Source organism: Stenotrophomonas maltophilia, from assembly GCF_006974125.1.
Classification (GTDB): Bacteria; Pseudomonadota; Gammaproteobacteria; order Xanthomonadales; family Xanthomonadaceae; genus Stenotrophomonas; species Stenotrophomonas maltophilia_O.
This window is the reverse complement of the sequence record NZ_CP037858.1, coordinates 2,887,181-2,903,988: the sequence shown is the minus strand read 5'-3', so window position 1 is coordinate 2,903,988 and position 16,808 is coordinate 2,887,181. Positions and strand designations below refer to the sequence as shown.

General features: G+C 68.3%; 18 protein-coding genes. 13 read left to right on the top strand and 5 right to left on the bottom strand.

The window, feature by feature from the left end:
* Nucleotides 1-16 precede the first annotated feature (16 nt).
* Genes EZ304_RS13110 through EZ304_RS13100 form a run of 3 tightly spaced genes read left to right on the top strand, consistent with a single transcriptional unit; the run spans nucleotide 17 to nucleotide 2,075 of the window.
* Complete coding sequence (locus tag EZ304_RS13110) at nucleotides 17-577, top strand: nucleoside deaminase (protein ID WP_004154307.1); 561 nt, start codon at nucleotides 17-19, stop codon at nucleotides 575-577.
* A complete protein-coding gene (gene rlmM, locus EZ304_RS13105) occupies nucleotides 561-1,628 on the top strand; it encodes a 23S rRNA (cytidine(2498)-2'-O)-methyltransferase RlmM (RefSeq protein ID WP_046428937.1) in 1,068 nt (355 codons plus the stop codon). The genes EZ304_RS13110 and rlmM overlap by 17 nt, the downstream gene beginning before the upstream one ends.
* Before the next feature lie 51 nt (nucleotides 1,629-1,679).
* Nucleotides 1,680-2,075 (top strand): hypothetical protein, encoded by a 396-nt coding sequence (locus tag EZ304_RS13100; RefSeq protein WP_099552749.1) that lies wholly within the window; start codon nucleotides 1,680-1,682, stop codon nucleotides 2,073-2,075.
* Nucleotides 2,076-2,143: 68 nt separating this feature from the next.
* Here EZ304_RS13100 and EZ304_RS13095 read toward each other — a convergent pair whose 3' ends face one another.
* Complete coding sequence (locus tag EZ304_RS13095; RefSeq protein WP_142807289.1) at nucleotides 2,144-3,325, bottom strand: UbiH/UbiF family hydroxylase; 1,182 nt, start codon at nucleotides 3,323-3,325, stop codon at nucleotides 2,144-2,146.
* A complete protein-coding gene (gene ubiH / locus EZ304_RS13090) occupies nucleotides 3,322-4,530 on the bottom strand; it encodes a 2-octaprenyl-6-methoxyphenyl hydroxylase (RefSeq protein WP_142807288.1) in 1,209 nt (402 codons plus the stop codon). The genes EZ304_RS13095 and ubiH overlap by 4 nt, the downstream gene beginning before the upstream one ends.
* Nucleotides 4,531-4,637: 107 nt before the next feature.
* Here ubiH and EZ304_RS13085 point away from each other — a divergent pair, with 107 nt between their 5' ends.
* The 10 genes from EZ304_RS13085 (at nucleotide 4,638) to EZ304_RS13040 (ending at nucleotide 14,527) form a co-directional block, all read left to right on the top strand.
* Nucleotides 4,638-5,222: a hypothetical protein gene (locus EZ304_RS13085; protein WP_049428818.1), complete on the top strand. Its 585-nt coding sequence runs from the start codon at nucleotides 4,638-4,640 to the stop codon at nucleotides 5,220-5,222.
* A gap of 8 nt (nucleotides 5,223-5,230) precedes the next feature.
* A complete protein-coding gene (locus EZ304_RS13080) occupies nucleotides 5,231-5,785 on the top strand; it encodes a cob(I)yrinic acid a,c-diamide adenosyltransferase (RefSeq protein ID WP_049428822.1) in 555 nt (184 codons plus the stop codon).
* Nucleotides 5,786-5,794: 9 nt separating this feature from the next.
* Nucleotides 5,795-6,733, top strand: a complete 939-nt coding sequence (locus tag EZ304_RS13075; protein WP_106550111.1) for a histone deacetylase family protein — start codon at nucleotides 5,795-5,797, stop codon at nucleotides 6,731-6,733.
* Between the two features lie 89 nt (nucleotides 6,734-6,822).
* Nucleotides 6,823-9,324 carry an LPS-assembly protein LptD gene (gene lptD / locus EZ304_RS13070; protein WP_142807287.1) on the top strand — a complete coding sequence of 834 codons (2,502 nt, stop codon included), beginning with the start codon at nucleotides 6,823-6,825 and terminating at the stop codon, nucleotides 9,322-9,324.
* Nucleotides 9,321-10,664: a peptidylprolyl isomerase gene (locus EZ304_RS13065; protein ID WP_099552754.1), complete on the top strand. Its 1,344-nt coding sequence runs from the start codon at nucleotides 9,321-9,323 to the stop codon at nucleotides 10,662-10,664. Before lptD ends, EZ304_RS13065 begins: the two co-directional genes overlap by 4 nt.
* A gap of 3 nt (nucleotides 10,665-10,667) precedes the next feature.
* Entirely contained in the window at nucleotides 10,668-11,648 is a 981-nt protein-coding gene (gene pdxA, locus EZ304_RS13060) for a 4-hydroxythreonine-4-phosphate dehydrogenase PdxA (RefSeq protein WP_142807286.1), read from the top strand.
* Complete coding sequence (gene rsmA / locus EZ304_RS13055; protein WP_142807285.1) at nucleotides 11,645-12,448, top strand: 16S rRNA (adenine(1518)-N(6)/adenine(1519)-N(6))-dimethyltransferase RsmA; 804 nt, start codon at nucleotides 11,645-11,647, stop codon at nucleotides 12,446-12,448. The genes pdxA and rsmA overlap by 4 nt, the downstream gene beginning before the upstream one ends.
* Nucleotides 12,449-12,461: 13 nt before the next feature.
* Complete coding sequence (gene apaG / locus EZ304_RS13050) at nucleotides 12,462-12,845, top strand: Co2+/Mg2+ efflux protein ApaG (RefSeq protein WP_005412297.1); 384 nt, start codon at nucleotides 12,462-12,464, stop codon at nucleotides 12,843-12,845.
* A 15-nt stretch (nucleotides 12,846-12,860) separates the two neighbouring features.
* The gene (locus tag EZ304_RS13045) at nucleotides 12,861-13,886 is read left to right on the top strand and encodes a symmetrical bis(5'-nucleosyl)-tetraphosphatase (protein WP_099552757.1); all 1,026 of its coding nucleotides are present in this window, start codon (nucleotides 12,861-12,863) and stop codon (nucleotides 13,884-13,886) included.
* Entirely contained in the window at nucleotides 13,883-14,527 is a 645-nt protein-coding gene (locus EZ304_RS13040; protein WP_142807284.1) for a DUF1287 domain-containing protein, read from the top strand. Before EZ304_RS13045 ends, EZ304_RS13040 begins: the two co-directional genes overlap by 4 nt.
* Before the next feature lie 100 nt (nucleotides 14,528-14,627).
* Here EZ304_RS13040 and EZ304_RS13035 read toward each other — a convergent pair whose 3' ends face one another.
* Genes EZ304_RS13035 through lgt form a run of 3 tightly spaced genes read right to left on the bottom strand, consistent with a single transcriptional unit; the run spans nucleotide 14,628 to nucleotide 16,803 of the window.
* Nucleotides 14,628-15,119 (bottom strand): dihydrofolate reductase, encoded by a 492-nt coding sequence (locus EZ304_RS13035; protein WP_142808104.1) that lies wholly within the window; start codon nucleotides 15,117-15,119, stop codon nucleotides 14,628-14,630.
* A 5-nt stretch (nucleotides 15,120-15,124) separates the two neighbouring features.
* Nucleotides 15,125-15,919, bottom strand: coding sequence for a thymidylate synthase (locus EZ304_RS13030; protein WP_142807283.1), 795 nt, complete (start codon nucleotides 15,917-15,919; stop codon nucleotides 15,125-15,127).
* The gene (lgt, locus tag EZ304_RS13025; protein WP_142807282.1) at nucleotides 15,916-16,803 is read right to left on the bottom strand and encodes a prolipoprotein diacylglyceryl transferase; all 888 of its coding nucleotides are present in this window, start codon (nucleotides 16,801-16,803) and stop codon (nucleotides 15,916-15,918) included. Before lgt ends, EZ304_RS13030 begins: the two co-directional genes overlap by 4 nt.
* Nucleotides 16,804-16,808: the final 5 nt, after the last annotated feature.

The window sequence follows — 16,808 nt, the reverse complement described above, 5'->3', positions numbered from 1 at the left end:
ACGAGGCACCCCCGCGATGCTGTACGCGCAAGTCCACCTGACCCTTCCCGCCTGGATCCACGACCAGATCGACCTGGATCGTCGATATCCGGGCGATGAGGCCAAGGTCGCGCTGGCGATCGAGCTGTCGCGGCTGAACGTCGAGCACGCCAGTGGCGGCCCGTTCGGCGCGGTGGTGTTCGGACCGGATGACAAGGTCATCGCCGCCGGCGTGAACCGGGTGATGCCGCATGCGACCTCGCTGGCGCACGCCGAGAACATGGCCTACATGCTGGCCCAGCAGCGCCTGCAGACCCCGCGCCTGAACGCGGTGCTGTCGCCGGTCACCCTGGCCACCAGTTCGCAGCCGTGCTGCCAGTGCTATGGCGCTACCGTGTGGGCCGGCATCGACCGCCTGCTGATCGGTGCCAACTCGGCCGACGTCGAAGAGCTGACCCCGTTCGATGAAGGCCCGCTGCCGGCCGACTGGGTGGGTGAACTCAACAAGCGCGGCATCGAAGTGGTGCAGGGCCTGAACCGCGACGCCGCGCGCAGCGTGCTGCGTGCCTATGGGGAAAGCGATGGCGCCCGTTACTGAGACCGGCATCGGCCTGCTGTGCCTGTGCCGGCAGGGCTTCGAGCCCGAGTTGGCCGGCGAGCTGCAGTTCCGTGCCGGCGAAGCCGGTTTCGCCGGCTATGCGCGTACCCAGCGCAATGACGGCTATGTGCTTTTCATGTGCGACGAAGCTGCGGCACTGGCTCCGCGCCTGCGCTGGCGCGAGCTGATCTTCGCGCGGCAGAAGCTGGTCGTGCTGGCCGAGCTGCCGCAGTTGGACCCGGCTGACCGGATCACCCCGATGCTGGAGGTGCTGGCCGATGCGCCGCGCTTCGGTGACCTGTGGGTGGAGCACCCCGATTCGGACGCCGGCAAGCCGCTGTCCGGGCTGGCCCGTGCCTTCGGCAATGCACTGCGCCCGGCGCTGCGCAAGGCCGGCAAGCTCACTGACAAGCCAAACAATCGCCTGCCGCGCCTGCACGTGGTGTTCGTCGACGGCACCCACGCCTTCGTCTGCGTGGCCGACCCGGCCGACAGCGCGCCGTGGGCATTGGGCATCCCGCGCCTGAAGCTGCTGCCCGAAGCGCCCTCGCGTTCGGCACTGAAGCTGGACGAAGCGCTGCTGACCCTGCTGACGCCGGAAGAACGCGAAGCGCTGGCCAAGCCCGGCATGCGCGCGGCCGACCTCGGCGCCGCACCCGGCGGCTGGACCTGGGTGCTGACCCGCCAGCACATGCACGTGCTGAGCATCGACAACGGCCCGCTGCGCCAGCACGTGCTGGACACCGGCCTGGTCGAGCACCTGCGCGCCGATGGCTTCCACTGGCACCCGGAGCAGCCGCTGGACTGGATGGTCTGCGACATGGTCGAGCAGCCGCGCCGCGTGGCCGAACGCATGGCCACCTGGTTCCGCGAAGGCTGGTGCAGGCATGCGATCTTCAATCTGAAGCTGCCGATGAAGAAGCGCTGGGACGAAACCCGCTTGTGCCTGGACCTGTTCCAGGACCAGGCCGGCAAGCCGCTGGTGGTACGCGCCAAGCAGCTGTACCACGACCGTGAGGAGATCACGGTACTGGCCTCGCCGCTGCGCTGACGCTGCGGTGTCCGCCGGGCATGGCCTGGCGCTACCAAGGAGGAAGAACCCATGCAAGGTCGTTCGATTGCACTGCTGGCCGTCCTGCTGCTGAGTACAACGGCGATGGCCCAGCAGCTGCCGCACACCCCTGCACAGAGCCAGCCGCTGGGCCCGACCGGCGGCGCGATCCGCCAGCAACCGCTGGATGCCGGCCGGGTCAGCGGCAGCGTCGAGATTGCACAGCCGGCTGGCGAGGCACAGGTGACCGTACGTTCGCTGGAACCGAGCAGCGTGGTCGGCCAGTACCGCATCCACTTCGCTGCGCTGGATGTGAACGGCGATGGTTTCATCAGCCGCGAGGAAGCGCAGGCGAATCCGGCGCTGGCCGATGAGTTCAATGCGTTGGACGTGAAGCGTCGCGGCAAGCTGGATCGTGCCGACCTGGCCGGTTGGCTGGTTGATTGAAAATGGGGACGGAGGGGATTAAGTCGTATGTGCACATACGACTTAATCCCCTCCGTCCCCTTTTTGCGTCAGACGCCGGCGGCGCGCTTCCAGAACGCCTGCACCAGCGGCGGCCATTTGCCGACGCAGCCCAGCGCGCGGCCGCGGGCCAGGGTCAGGTGCATTTCGTCGTTGGAGAACAGGCGGTTGATCGCGTCAAAGCTGTAGGCGGCGATCTGGTTGTCGCTGCGGCGTTCGCGCGCCCAGCGCTGCAGGCGCTGCGGCGACAGGCGCGGCTGGCCGCGGCGTTCGGCCGACGGCGCCAGCCACTGCTGCAGAGCAGCCACATCGCGCAGGCCCAGGTTCACGCCCTGCCCGGCAAGCGGATGCACCACATGCGCTGCATCCCCCAATGCCAGCACACGGCCGGCCACGTAGTGGCGTGCCAGCTGGCGGCGCAGCGGGAACGCCGCACGCGGTGAGGCCAGCCGCAGGTCACCCAGCCGCGCCGCAAAGGCGCGGGTCAGTTCGCGGTTGAACGCATCTTCGTCCAAGGCCAACACGCGCGCAGCCTCGTCCTCGGGCAGGGTCCAGACAATCGAGCTGCGGCGCTCGGCCACCGGCAGCAACGCCAACGGCCCGGTCGGCAGGAAGCGCTGCCAGGCCGTGGCCTGGTTCGGCAGTTCACTGTCGACATAGGCCACCACGCCACGCTGGTGGTAGTCATGCTTTTCCACCTCGATCCCGGCCAGCTGGCGCAGGGTCGATTCGGCACCGTCGGCGGCCACCGCCAACGACGCTTCGAGGCGACGACCGTCGTCCAGGCGCAGGCGCACGCCGTCCTCGTCCTGCTCCAGCGCTTCCACCCGTGCCGGGCAATGCAGCTGCACGCCCGCCGCGGGCAGCGCCGCCCACAGGCGGTCCTGCAGCAGTCCGTTCTCGACGATGTAGCCCAGCTCACGACGACCGAAGCGATCGGCGTCGAACAGCAGATCCTCGCCACCGGCCGCGTCCCACACCTGCATGCGCCGGTAGGGCCAGGCGCGGGCCTGCGCGATCGCCTGCCATACGCCGAGGCGGTTCAACAGCTGTACGTTGTCAGCGGCGAAGGCGAACACGCGCAGGTCGGGCTGTGCGGCCTGCCACGGCGCGGGCTCACGACCTTCCACCAGCGCAACCGACAAACCGGCATCGGCCAACGCCAGCGCGCAGGCGGCACCGACCACGCCACCGCCGACGATGGCCACGTCCAGGCGCGCACGCCGGCTCATGCCGCTTCTCCACGGCACAGCCGCGGCACTTCGCCACGGAAGCCCATCGCGCCACCGACCAGCATCGACTGTACCGAGGCACGTTGTGCGGCCACCAGGCCGAGACTACGCAGCGGCCTCATCAGCGGCGCCGGGTTGCTGGTCAGCCGCGCCAGCCCTCCGGAAAACGCCACGGTCTGCCGGCGGTCCTCCTCGCGGCGCGCGACATAGGCCTGCAGCAGCGCATCGCTGCCGGCATCATCGATGGAATCTTCCAGCAGTTCGGCCAGGGTCAGCGCATCGCGCAGGCCCAGGTTGAAGCCCTGTGCACCCAGCGGGTGGATGGTCTGCGCGGCATTGCCGAGCAGCACCGTGCGTTCACCGGCCAGCGCACGCGCCAGCACCTGGATGAGCGGGTAGGCGCTACGCGGGCCAGATTCGAGCAGGCGGCCGGCACGCCAGCCGATCGCGTTCTGCAGGCGTTGCAGCCACGCCGTATCGTCCAGCGCCATCACCGCATCGGCCTGGTCCCGTGCCACGCCATGCACGGTGCCGAAGTGGCGATCGCCACGCGGCAGCAGCGCGGTCGGGCCGGTATCGGTGAACCGCTCCCACGCGGTGCCATCCGGCGCGCGCTGGCTGCGCACGCGGGCCACGAACAGGGTCTGCTGGAAATCATGGCGGTCGACCTCGATGCCCAGTGCACCGCGCACGCCACTGGTCGTACCGTCGGCACCCACCACCAGCCGTGCCAGCAATACGCGCTCGCCGGCCTCGTCGGCGACCCGCACCTGGCGGTAGCCGCCGACCACCTCGCCCAGGCCCAGGAACCGCATCGGCCGGTAACGGTGCAGCCGCGGCAGCTCCTGCAGGCGCGCTTCCAGCGCTTGGCCGAAGTCGCGGGCGACCACCACCTGGCCGAACCACGGCCGGTCATAATCGGCCGCTTCCAGCTGCACACGGCCGAAATCGCCGGCGCGGCTGACGTGGATGCGCCGGATGGGGCCCGGCGCCATCGTCAGTTTCTGCATCACCCCCAGCGCGGTCAGCGCATTGACGGTGGCTGCGGCGAAACTGAGGTTGCGCTGGTCGAACACCGCCGGCAGCTCGCCGGCGGGGCTGGCCTCGAGCAGGCCCACGTCGCGGCCGAGGCGGTCCAGGGCAATGGCCAGGCTGGCGCCCACCAGGCCACCACCGACAATCAGCACGTCATGTCGTTCACTCATGTGTTCATGATACGCGCTCGCCCCGACTGTACGCCGAACGGGCGGCACCTGCGCCAACCCGCGCGGCGGGCTAGAATGAAACCTGAATCCGCTCCGGGCCCGCCTCCATGTCCGACACTGCCAACCGCGCCTTCGTCCTGTCCGTGCTCGTTCTGGTGCTGGCAGCGACCCGGGTCAACCACTTCGCGGCAATCCCCGATGCCTCGTGGGCGGTGTTCTTCATCGGTGGCTTCTACCTGGCGCGCTGGACGCGCTGGGCGTTCCCGCTGCTGATGGTGTTCGCGGTGCTGGTCGACTGGATCGTGATCCGCAGCAGCGGCCTGGATTTCTGGCAGCACTACTGCGTGTCGCCGGGTTACTGGCTGCTGCTGCCAGCGTACTTCTCGCTGTGGGCCGGCGGCATGCTGCTGGGCCGCAACTACCAGACCGCGCGCTGGCCGGTGCTGGCCAAGGGCGCGCTGCTGCTGGTCGCGTCGGTGGCGGTCTGCCACCTGCTGGCGCAGGGCGGTTTCTACTGGAGCAGCCGCAACGTGGCCGAGCCGACCCTGGCCGGCTGGGCGCAGAACTACGCGCAGTGGTTCGGCCCCTACCTGCGTACCACCGCCATCTACGTGGCGCTGGCCGCCGCGCTGCAGCTGGCCGTGGAGCAGGTGCTGAAGCTCCAGCAGGCCCGCCGCGACATCCGGCACTGAGCCACGCCATGGGTCATCGCCTCTCGCGCATCTACACCCGCACCGGCGACGACGGCAGTACCGGCCTCGGTGACGGCCAGCGCGTGGCCAAGGATGACGCCCGGGTGGCGTCCTACGGCACCGTCGACGAAGCCAACGCCGCGCTCGGCCTGCTGCTGGCGGCACCGTTGCCGGAGGACGTACGCGCACTGGTCGTGCACCTGCAGCACCAGCTGTTCGACCTGGGTGCCGAGCTGTGCATCCCCGGCCACGCCGCGATCCACGCCGCCGATGTCTCGGCACTGGAACAGCAGCTGGACCACTACAACGCCGGCCTGCCGATGCTGAAGGAGTTCATCCTGCCGGCCGGGGGCGAGGCGGCAGCGCGCTGCCATCTGGCGCGCACCATTGTCCGCCGCGCCGAGCGCGAGACGGTCACCCTGGCCCGCCACGAAGCCGTGCGCAGCGAGGCGCTGCAATACCTCAACCGGCTGTCGGACCTGCTGTTCGTGCTGGCCCGGGTGCTGGCCCGTGCCGACGGCCAGGGCGAGGCGCTGTGGCAACCGCAGCAGCGCCAGCGCTGAGTCGGCACGATGCTGGTCTACACCCATCCGTCCTGCCTGCTGCACGACCCCGGCCCCGGCCACCCGGAGTGCCCGCAACGCCTGCAGCACGTACTCGATGCGCTGCATGCGGCCTTCCCTGGGCAGCTCGAATGGCGCGAGGCGCCGCCGGCCAAGTTCGGCGAGCTGACCCGGGTCCATGACAGCGCCCTGCTGGACTTCGTGCTGCAGCCGCAGACCGTGCCGCTGCGCCAGCTGGACATGGACACCTGGACCTCGCCCGGCTCGGCCAGCGCTGCCGTGCACGCCGCCGGTGCCGGCGTGGCCGCAGTCGATGCGGTGATGCTGGGCGACGACCCGCTGGCCTTCTGCGCGGTGCGCCCCCCCGGCCACCACGCCACCAGCAGCACGGCGATGGGCTTCTGCCTGCTCAACAACATCGCCATCGCCGCCGCCTATGCCCGCGACCGTCATGGCCTGGAGCGGATCGCGGTGGTCGATTTCGACGTGCACCACGGCAACGGCACCCAGGACATCTTCCAGCACGATGCCCGGGTCTCGTACTACAGCACGCACCAGGCCGGCCTGTTCCCCAATTCCGGCCTGCGCCGTGACCGCGGCGCAGGCAACCTGATGAACATCCTGCTGCCCCCCGGCAGCGGGGGCTTCCGCTTCCGCAACGTCTGGGCCGACGAGATGCTGCCGGCCATCGACGACTTCCGCCCGCAGCTGTTGCTGATCTCGGCCGGCTTCGACGCCCACCTGCGCGACCCGCAGGCCGACCTGATGCTGGAGACCGAGGATTTCGCCTGGATCACCGGTGAACTGCACGCGCTGGCACGCCGCCACGGGGCCGGCCGGGTGGTGTCGATGCTGGAGGGCGGCTATGACCTGCAGGCACTGGCCGAGTGCAGTGTGGCCCATGTCCAGGCCCTGATCTCAGCGGCTGGCGGCAACGCTGCCGGATGAACCCGAACCGGCAACCTCCGGCGCCCTTCATTGCCCCTATGCAAGGGATGGGGCAAGCTACCGTCCGTTTTCGCCCGAATCCGAACCGCGTGCGCCGAGCCCTCCGCCTGCTTCCCCTGCCTCTGAGCATCGCCATCAGCCTGCCGGTGATGGCCGATGAAAAGCCGCTCAACTGGGGCCTGTGCCCGGCCACCGACGTCATCCCCGCGTTCACCGACGCCCCGACCCCGGTCCCCGGCCAGGACAAGGCCAGCGCCGCCGCCGCGCGCGAGCAGCAGCCGACCGACATCGAGGGTGACCAGCTGCTGGGCACCACCACCGTGCCGCAGTACGAAGGCAACGTGGCGCTGCGCCGCGGCGACCAGTTCGTCGGTACCGACAAGCTGAGCTTCGATACCGAGACCGGCAACTACATCGCCGACGGCAATGTGCGCTACCAGGACGGGTCGATCCGGATGGTCGCCAAGCGTGCCGAGGGCAACCAGGAAAGCGACACCCACAAGATCACCGACATCCAGTACCAGCTGGTGTCGCGCCGCGGCAACGGCGATGCCGAATCGGTCGACCTGCAGGGTGCGGTCGGCCAGATGCACCGCTCCACCTACACCACCTGCGACCCCTCGCAGCCGGTGTGGAAGCTGTCGGCACCGCAGATCGAAGTGGACAACGACGAGGGCTTCGGCACCGCGCGCAACGCCGTGCTGCGCATCGGCAAGGTGCCGGTGCTGTGGGCGCCGTACTTCAAGTTCCCGATCGATGACCGCCGCAAGACCGGCCTGCTGTTCCCGCAGCTGGGCATGTCCGGGCGCAACGGCTTCGACTACGCCCAGCCGATCTACTTCAACCTGGCGCCGAACTACGACGACACGCTGACCCCGCGCTACATGAGCCGGCGCGGCCTGCTGCTCGACAACGAGTTCCGCTACCTCTACAACGGCGGCCGCGGCGAGGTGTTGACCTCGTTCATGCCCAACGACCGCCTGCGCGACCGTGACCGCGGCCGGGTGATGTTCAGCGGCTACCACAACGTGGACAGCCACTGGCAGGCCCGTGCCAACCTGGCCTGGGTCAGCGACGAGCGCTATGTCGAGGATTTCGCCAACCGCCTGGTGGGGGTGACCGCCTCCAACCTGCAGAGCACGGTGGGCCTGTATGGCACCGGCACGAACTGGACGGCCGGCATCATGGCCGACCGCTGGCAGCTGACCGACTACACCCTCGACGAGCGCGCCCTGCCCTACAACCGCCAGCCGCGCCTGTACTTCAACTGGGACAAGCCGGTCCGTTCATGGCTGGAAACCGGCATCTACGCCGAAGCCGTGCGCTTCACCCACGACGACATCAACTTCAAGAACGCCGTCGGCACCGGCGAGGATCTGCAGTACACACGGACGGGCCAACAGCTCACCTCCGGCGTTGGTGTCAGTGGTGGTTCGCGACTGGACGTGAAGCCGTATGTGTCGTTCCCGATCAGCGGCGCAGCCTGGTATGTGACCCCGACCCTGGCCTACCGCTACACCGCCTACCAGCTGGATCGCGGCCTGGTCGACGGGGTCAACGGCATCCAGGCCCAGATCCTGCGTTCGCAGGGCATCGACCCGGCCACGGCCACGCCCGAGCAGCTGCGCGGCAATACCTCGCCCAGCCGCAGCCTGCCGATCGGCAGCATCGACGCCGGTCTGTTCTTCGACCGCGAGACCCGCATCGGCGGCAAGTCGTTCCTGCAGACCCTGGAGCCGCGCCTGTTCTACCTGCGCACGCCGTACCGCAACCAGGACGAGCTGCCGATCTTCGATACGCGTGACTTCACCTTCAGCTGGGGCCAGCTGTTCCGCGATTCGCGCTATACCGGCGCCGACCGCCAGAACGATGCCAACCAGCTGACCCTGGCGCTGAGCACCCGCTTCATCGACCAGACCACCGGCAAGGAGCGCTTCTCGGCCTCGATCGGCCAGATCCAGTACTTCGATGAGTCGCGGGTGACCGTCACCCCCGGCGGTGAACCGGTGGAAAAGGGCAAGTCGGCCTGGATCGCCGACGGCAACTACATGATCAACGACCGCTGGACCCTGGGCGCCACCTACCAGTGGGACCCGAAGTACAAGCGCGAGGATCTGGCCAGCGTCCGTGCCCGCTACCTGATGCCCAACGACGGCGTGGTCAACCTGAGCTACCGCTACCGCATCAATGCCGGTGCCCTGCCGGGTGCCAACAAGCATGATCGCACCCTGCTGGAGCAGGCCGACCTGTCGTTCCTGTACCCGCTGAATGCGCGCTGGAGCCTGGTCGGCCGCTATTACTACTCGCTGCAGGACAAGGAGCCGCTGGAAATCATCGGCGGCGTCCAGTGGGACAGCTGCTGCCTGGCCGTGCGTGTGGTCGGCCGCCGCTATGTCCGCAATCGCGAAGGCGAGATGAACAACTCCATCCAGGTGGAGTTCGTCCTGAAGGGCCTGAGCTCCATCGGCCAGGACACGGACCGCACTCTGCGCCGTGCTATCCTCGGCTACAACCGCGACGACCTCTATCTCGTGCCGCCCAGCAACACCGGAGCGACCCGTGATGACTACGATCCGAATCTGATCCCATGACCAAGCGCTTCCCCGTTCTACTCGCCTCGCTGCTGGCGGTGTCCAGCGTGTCCGCCCCCCTGCAGGTGCTTGCCCAGGAGGCGCAGCCGCTCGACCGCATCGCCGCCGTCGTCGATGAGGACGTGATCCTGCAGAGCGAACTCCAGCGTGCGATCGCCAACATCAAGGCGCAGTACGCCGGCCGGGAAAACCAGCTGCCGCCGGAAGACGTGCTCAGCCGCCAGGTGCTCGAGCGCCTGGTGCTGGTCAAGCTGCAGGTGGCCCGCGCCCAGGGCAGCGGCATCCGTGTCGGCGACCAGGAGCTGAACCAGGCGATGAACTCCATCGCCCAGCAGAACGGTTCGAACCTGGATGCCCTGCGCCAGCGCCTGGCGCACGACGGCATCGATTTCAACGATTTCCGCGCCTCGGTGCGTGATGAGATCACCGTGCAGCGCCTGCGCCAGAGCTTCGCGCAGAGCCGCATCAGCGTCAGCGAGGGCGAGGTCGATGCCGCGCTGAAGCAGCAGGCCACTGCCGGCAACCAGTATCACCTGGCACACATCCTGGTCGCGCTGCCGGACGGCGCCAACGCCGACCAGATCGCCACCGGCCAGAAGAAGGCCGACGGTGTGAAGGCGCTGCTGGACAAGGGCGAACTGGACTTCAACGCGGCCGCCGTGCGCTATTCGGACAGCCCCAACGCGCTGGAAGGCGGCGACCTGGGCTGGCGCAGCCTGGATGAGATCCCGCAGGCGTTCGCGCAGATGATGGAAAAGATGAAGCCCGGCGAAGTGGTCGGCCCCATCCGCGGCCCCAGCGGCTTCCAGCTGCTGAAGCTGGTGGAAGTGCGCGATGCCAGTGCCGCTGCCGGCGCCAGCACCGTCACCGAGTACCACGGTCGCCACATCCTGGTGCGCGTGGACGATCATCAGACCGACGCGGCCGCCAAAGCCAAGATCGATACCCTGCGTGCCCGCATTGCTGGCGGCGCGGACTTCGAGACCGTGGCCAAGGAGTCCTCCGAGGACAACAACAGCAAGGGCCAGGGCGGCGATCTGGGCTGGTTCCCGGCCGATGCATTCGGTCCGGCCTTTGGCCAGCAGGTGGCCGGTATCCAGGACGGCGGCGTCAGCCAACCGTTCCGCACCGATGCCGGTTGGCACATCCTGCAGCGCGTGGCCACTCGCCAGACCGACGTGACCAACGACAACCAGCGTGCCCAGGTCCGCGAGACCATTGGCCGCCGCAAGCTGGAAGACGAGTACAACCGCTTCCTGCAGGAACTGCGTGGCGAAGCCTACGTCAGCTTCCGCAGCGGTGACCGTGCGGAAAACACCGCCACGCCGCCGCAGTCCTGATCGATGCGCCCCGAGCTCGCTCTGGTACCGGGCGAGCCCGCCGGGATCGGCCCGGAGCTGTGTGTCCGCCTCGTCCAGCAGCCGCGTGAAGATTGCCGGATGCTGGCCTTCGCCGACCCGGATACCCTGCGCGCGGCTGCGGCCGCGCTGAACCTTCCCCTGCAACTGCTGCCCGAGGACGCCGAAGCACGCGTCCCCGGCGATCTGCGTGTGCGCGTTGTGGCCAATGCCGCCCAGAGCCACTTCGGCCAGGCCAACCCGGCCAATGCCGGGGCGGTCATCGGCGCCCTGCTGGGTGCCGGCCAGGCCTGCCTGTCCGGCGAACTGCACGGCGTGGTCACCGGCCCGGTGCACAAGGCGGTCATCAACGAAGGCGGCATCGCCTACAGCGGCACCACCGAACTGCTGGCCGACCAGGCCGGCGTGAAGGTGGTGATGATGCTGGCCAACCCCATCGTGCGCGTGGCCCTGGCCACCACCCACCTGCCGTTGCGCGAAGTGGCCGACGCGATCACCGCGCCCCGCCTGGAACACACCCTGCGCACCCTGCATGCCGCGCTGCGGCGCGAGTTCGGCCTGCCTGCACCCCGCATCGCCGTGCTCGGCCTGAACCCGCACGCCGGCGAAGACGGCCATCTGGGCCGCGAAGAGCTGGACCTGATCATTCCCCTGATGCAGCGCCTGCGCACAGAGGGCATGGACCTGATCGGGCCGCTGCCGGCCGATACCGCGTTCCTGCCGGCCAAGCTGGCCGGCTTCGACAGTGTGCTGGCGATGTACCACGACCAGGGCCTGCCGGTGCTGAAGTACTCGGGCTTCGAGCAGGCGGTGAACCTGACCCTGGGCCTGCCCTACCCACGCGTAGCAGTGGACCATGGCACCGCGCTGGACCTGGCCGGCCGCGGCATTGCCGATCCTTCGAGCCTGCAGGCGGCAACGACGTTGTGTGCGCAGCTTGCGCGGCAACGTACACTGAGCGCATGAATTCCCCGCATTCCCCCTCCGGCCCGGTGTTCACCGCCCCGGCCAAGAAGCAGCTTGGCCAGCATTTCCTGGCCGATCGCCACTACATCGACAAGATCGTGATGGCGGTCAACCCGAAAGACGGCGACCGGCTGGTCGAGATCGGCCCCGGCCAGGGCGCGATCACCCTGCCGCTGCTGCGCGTGCATCCGAAGCTGACGGTGATCGAGTTCGACCGCGACCTGATCGCGCCGCTGACCGCCGCCGCCGAACCGCTGGGCGAACTGACCATCGTCCACCGCGACGTGCTGCGGGTGGACTTCACCGAGCTGGCCGATGGCCAGCCGATCCGCCTGGTCGGCAACCTGCCCTACAACATCTCCTCGCCGATCCTGTTCCATGCACTGGAACATGCCGCGGTGATCCGCGACATGCACTTCATGCTGCAGAAGGAAGTGGTCGACCGCATGGCGGCCGGCCCCGGCAGCAAGGTGTACGGCCGGCTCAGCGTGATGCTGCAGGCCTACTGCCAGGTGACCTCGCTGTTCGTGGTGCCGCCGGGCGCATTCCGGCCGCCGCCGAAGGTCGATTCGGCCGTGGTGCGGCTGGTGCCGCGTGACCCGGCCACGATCAACATCAACGACCACAAGCGTTTCGCCGAGGTGGTCAAGGCCGCCTTCGGGCAGCGCCGCAAGACCCTGCGCAACGCCCTGAACAACGTGGTGTCCGCCGAACAGTTCGTTGCCGCCGGCGTGCGTCCCGATGCCCGCGCCGAACAGCTGGACGTGGCCGAATTCATCGCTTTGGCCAATGCCTCCTGATTACACTGCCGGTATGGAAGACGCTGACGTTTATGCCATCTCCGTCGAAGTCGCACCGCGCTTCCTCGACGATCAATCCGCGCCGGAAGACGGGCGCTATGCGTTCGCCTACACGATCCGCATCCACAACCAGGGACGTGTTGCCGCGCGCCTGGTCGCACGCCACTGGCGCATCACCGATGCCAACGGCCGCGTCGAGCATGTCGATGGCGACGGGGTGATCGGCGAGCAGCCGCGCCTGCGCCCCGGTGAAGACTTCCATTACACGTCCGGTGTCATGCTGGGGACCGATCACGGGACCATGCAGGGCCACTACGACATGGTCGCCGACGACGGCACCGAATTTGCCGCGCCGGTCGCACCTTTCGTGCTGGCCATCCCGCGTACCCTGCACTGACACGGAGGCCGAACGATGAGTGTGTGGGCGATCGGCGACCTGCAGGGCTGCTATGACGTCACCCAGCGACTGCTGGAGAAGATCCGCTTCGACCCGGCGCAGGACACCCTGTGGTTCTGCGGCGACCTGGTCAACCGCGGTGGCCAGTCACTGGAAACACTGCGGTTGGTCCACTCGCTGCGCGAGCACAGCGTGGTGGTGCTGGGCAACCACGACCTTTCGCTGCTGGCCGTCGGTGCGCGCACCGAAGAGGAACAGCGCAAGGTCAACCCGGACCTGCTGCGCATCGTGCAGGCCGAGGACCGCGACGAACTGCTGGACTGGCTGCGCCTGCAGAAGCTGGTGCACGTGGACCGCGAGCTGGGCTGGATGATGGTGCACGCCGGCCTGGCGCCGAAGTGGACCACGCAGATGGCCGAGAAGCACGCGGCCGAAGTCGAGGCACAGCTGCACGGCGCCGGCTACCGCAAGTTGTTCCGCAACATGTACGGCGACAAGCCGAGCTGGGCACCGAACCTGTCCGGCTACGACCGCTCGCGCGCGATCATCAACGTGCTCACCCGCATGCGCTACTGCACCCCGCGTGGGCGCATCGGCATCGAGGACAAGGGCACGCCGGGCACGCAGGAACAGGGGCTGTATCCCTGGTTCGAGGTGCCGGGCCGGGTCGAGCGTGACCTCAAGGTCGTCTGCGGCCACTGGTCGGCGCTGGGCCTGACCATCACCCAGGGCGTGCACGCCATCGACACTGGCGCGGTGTGGGGCGGCAAGCTCACCGCGATCCAGCTCGATACCGATGAACTGCGCGTGGTGCAGGTGCCGGGCCGCGATGTACCTGCCCCTGTGCCCAACGCCCGCCCGCCAGCGCGGCCGGCGCACGAGCGCCCGGCTGCACCGGCGCAGGGCAAGGAACAGGGCGGCGGCAACGCTCCGGCCGCCAACCCGGGCAACCGCGGCCCGCGCCGTCGCCGCCGCCGTGGTGGCGGTAGTGGTGGTGGCTCTGCGGGCCCCGGCAACAACAGTCCCCCGCCGCAGGCATGACGCGGCGCGGCTGGGCACCATGGATGGTGCTGCTGACGCTGGCCCTGGCCAGCGGCTGCCAGCCCACTTCGGCCCCTGCCCCCAGCGGTGGCGGAAACGCCGACCACACGCCAACGCAACCGCAGGCGCCATCGCCGCCACTGGTGGCTGCAGCGCGCGCGCAGATCGGTGTCACCACCCGCTACGACCCTGCCTATCAGGTGCTGGCCTATCCCGGCGGAGACGTCCCGGTTGATCGCGGCGTGTGCACCGACGTAGTGGTGCGCGCCCTGCGCAGCCAGGGCCTGGACCTGCAGGCGCGCGTGCATGAAGACATGCGCGGCAACTTCAGTGCCTATCCGGCGATCTGGGGCCTGTCACGGCCGGATCGCAACATCGATCATCGCCGCGTGCCGAACCTGATGCGCTGGTTTGAACGGCAGGGGTGGCAGCAGCCGATCACCGCCGCCGCCGCCGACTACGCAGCCGGCGACATCGTTGCCTGGAAGCTCAACGGCAACGGCCTGCTGCATGTGGGCATCGTCTCCGACCGCCACCTGGCCGACGGCACGCCGCTGGTGCTGCACAACATCGCGCGCGGCACGCGCGAAGAGAACCTGCTGTTCCAGCACGCCATCATCGGGCATTACCGGATGCCCTGAACGTTGCAACGGCCGGTTCTGTAGAGCCGAGCCATGCTCGGCTACGCCATGTGTCCACCAACAGCAGCCGAGCATGGCTCGGCTCTGCAGGAAACCGCCCTCAGCGGCGCACGTAGTGCACGAAGCGGAACGCGTAGGCGTGGTGCGCATCGGCCGGATGCGGCTCGCTGCTGGTTTCCTGCCAGCCCCCCGGGTCAACCTCGGGGAAATGAGTATCGGCCGGGACTTCGGCATCCACCCAGGTCAGGTACAGATCACTGGCCTGGTCGAGCAGCTGACGGAAGATCTCGCCACCACCGATGATGCACAGCTCGCTGGCGCCCTCGCCTTCGGCAATCGACTTCGCTTCGTCCAGCGACGCCACCGCGCGCATGCCCTCGAATGGCACCTGGCCGCTGCGGGTCAGCACCAGGTTGGTCCGCCCCGGCAGCACGCGGCCGATCGACTCGGCGGTCTTGCGCCCCATCAGGATCGGCTTGCCCAGGGTGAGCGCCTTGAAGTGCTTGAAGTCGTCCGGCAGGTGCCAGGGCATGGCATTGCCCTGGCCGATGCCACGGTTGCGGTCCAGCGCCACGATCATCGACAGCTTCATCGCACTCATACCGCCACCGGCGCCTTGATCGCCGGGTGCGGGTCATACCCATCAATGCGGATATCGTCGAACTGGAAGCCGAACAGGTCGGTCACCTCCGGGTTCAACCACAGCTTCGGCAGCGCGCGCGGTTCACGCGACAGCTGCTCGCGCGCCTGCTCGAAGTGATTCGAATACAGGTGCGCGTCGCCCAGCGTGTGGACGAAATCGCCCACACCCAGGCCGGTGGCCTGCGCCACCATATGGGTCAGCAGCGCATAGCTGGCAATGTTGAACGGCACGCCGAGGAAGATGTCGCCGCTGCGCTGGTACAGCTGGCAGCTGAGCTTGCCGTCCACCACGTAGAACTGGAACAGGTTGTGGCACGGCATCAGCGCCATCTGCGAGAGCTCGCCCACGTTCCAGGCGCTGACTACCAGCCGGCGCGAATCGGGGTTGCGCTTGATCTCGTCCACCAGCCACTGCATCTGGTCGATCTCGCGACCATCGGCGGTGGCCCAGCTGCGCCACTGCTTGCCGTACACCGGGCCGAGATCGCCGTTCTGGTCGGCCCACTCGTCCCAGATGCGTACCTGGTTGTCCTTCAGGTAGCCGATGTTGGTGTCGCCCTTCAGGAACCACAGCAGTTCGTGGATGATCGAACGCAGGTGCAGTTTCTTGGTGGTGACCAGCGGGAAGCCGTCGGCCAGGTTGAAACGCATCTGCCAGCCGAACACGCTGCGGGTGCCGGTACCGGTGCGGTCGCTTTTCTCGGCGCCGTGTTCCAGCACGTGCGAGAGCAGGTCCAGGTAAGCCTTCATGCCTTGCCCTCGGCAGCCACCGGCAGCTGCGGCTGCAGTACCGGCGCGCGGCGCGACATCACCAGCAGCACCAGGCCGAAGACGATCAACGGCAGGCTGAGGATCTGGCCACGGGTCAGCCAGTCGAAGGCCACGTAGACGCCATTGTCGGGCATGCGCACGAACTCCACCGCGAAACGGAACAGGCCGTACAGCAGCGCGAACAGGCCACCCACCAGATAGCGATGGCGCGGCTTGGCCGACACCGTCCACAGCACCACGAACATCACCAGGCCTTCCAGGAAGGCTTCATACAGCTGCGACGGATGGCGCGCGAACTGGTTCAGCGCGCCGGTGGCGAACTGCGCCTGCAAGGTGGCGTGGTCGAGCTGGTTCAGCGGTGCCGGCAGGCCGGACGGGAACACCACGCCCCAGCTGCCGTCGGTGTACTTGCCCCACAGCTCGGCGCCGATGAAGTTGCCGATGCGTCCGAAGCCCAGGCCCAGCGGCACCAGCGGCGCCATGAAATCCATGGTGTCGAAGAAATGCAGCTTGTGCTTGCGCGACCACCACCAGCAGGCGGCAATCACGCCCAGCAGGCCGCCGTGGAAACTCATGCCGCCGTCCCACACCTTGAAGAGCAGCAGCGGGTTGTGCAGGAAATCGCCCAGCGCGTAGAACAGCATGTAGCCGATGCGCCCGCCCAGCACCACGCCGAGCATTGCGTAGAACAGCAGGTCGGAGAAACCATTGGCGTCCACGCCCGGCAGGCGACCGGCGGCGATGCGCTTGCGGCCCAGCAGCCAGGCCGCGGTGAAGCCCAGCAGGTACATGATGCCGTACCAATGCACCTTGATCGGCCCCAGCGAGAGGGCGATGGGGTCGATGTCGTGGAAATAGATCATGGAAG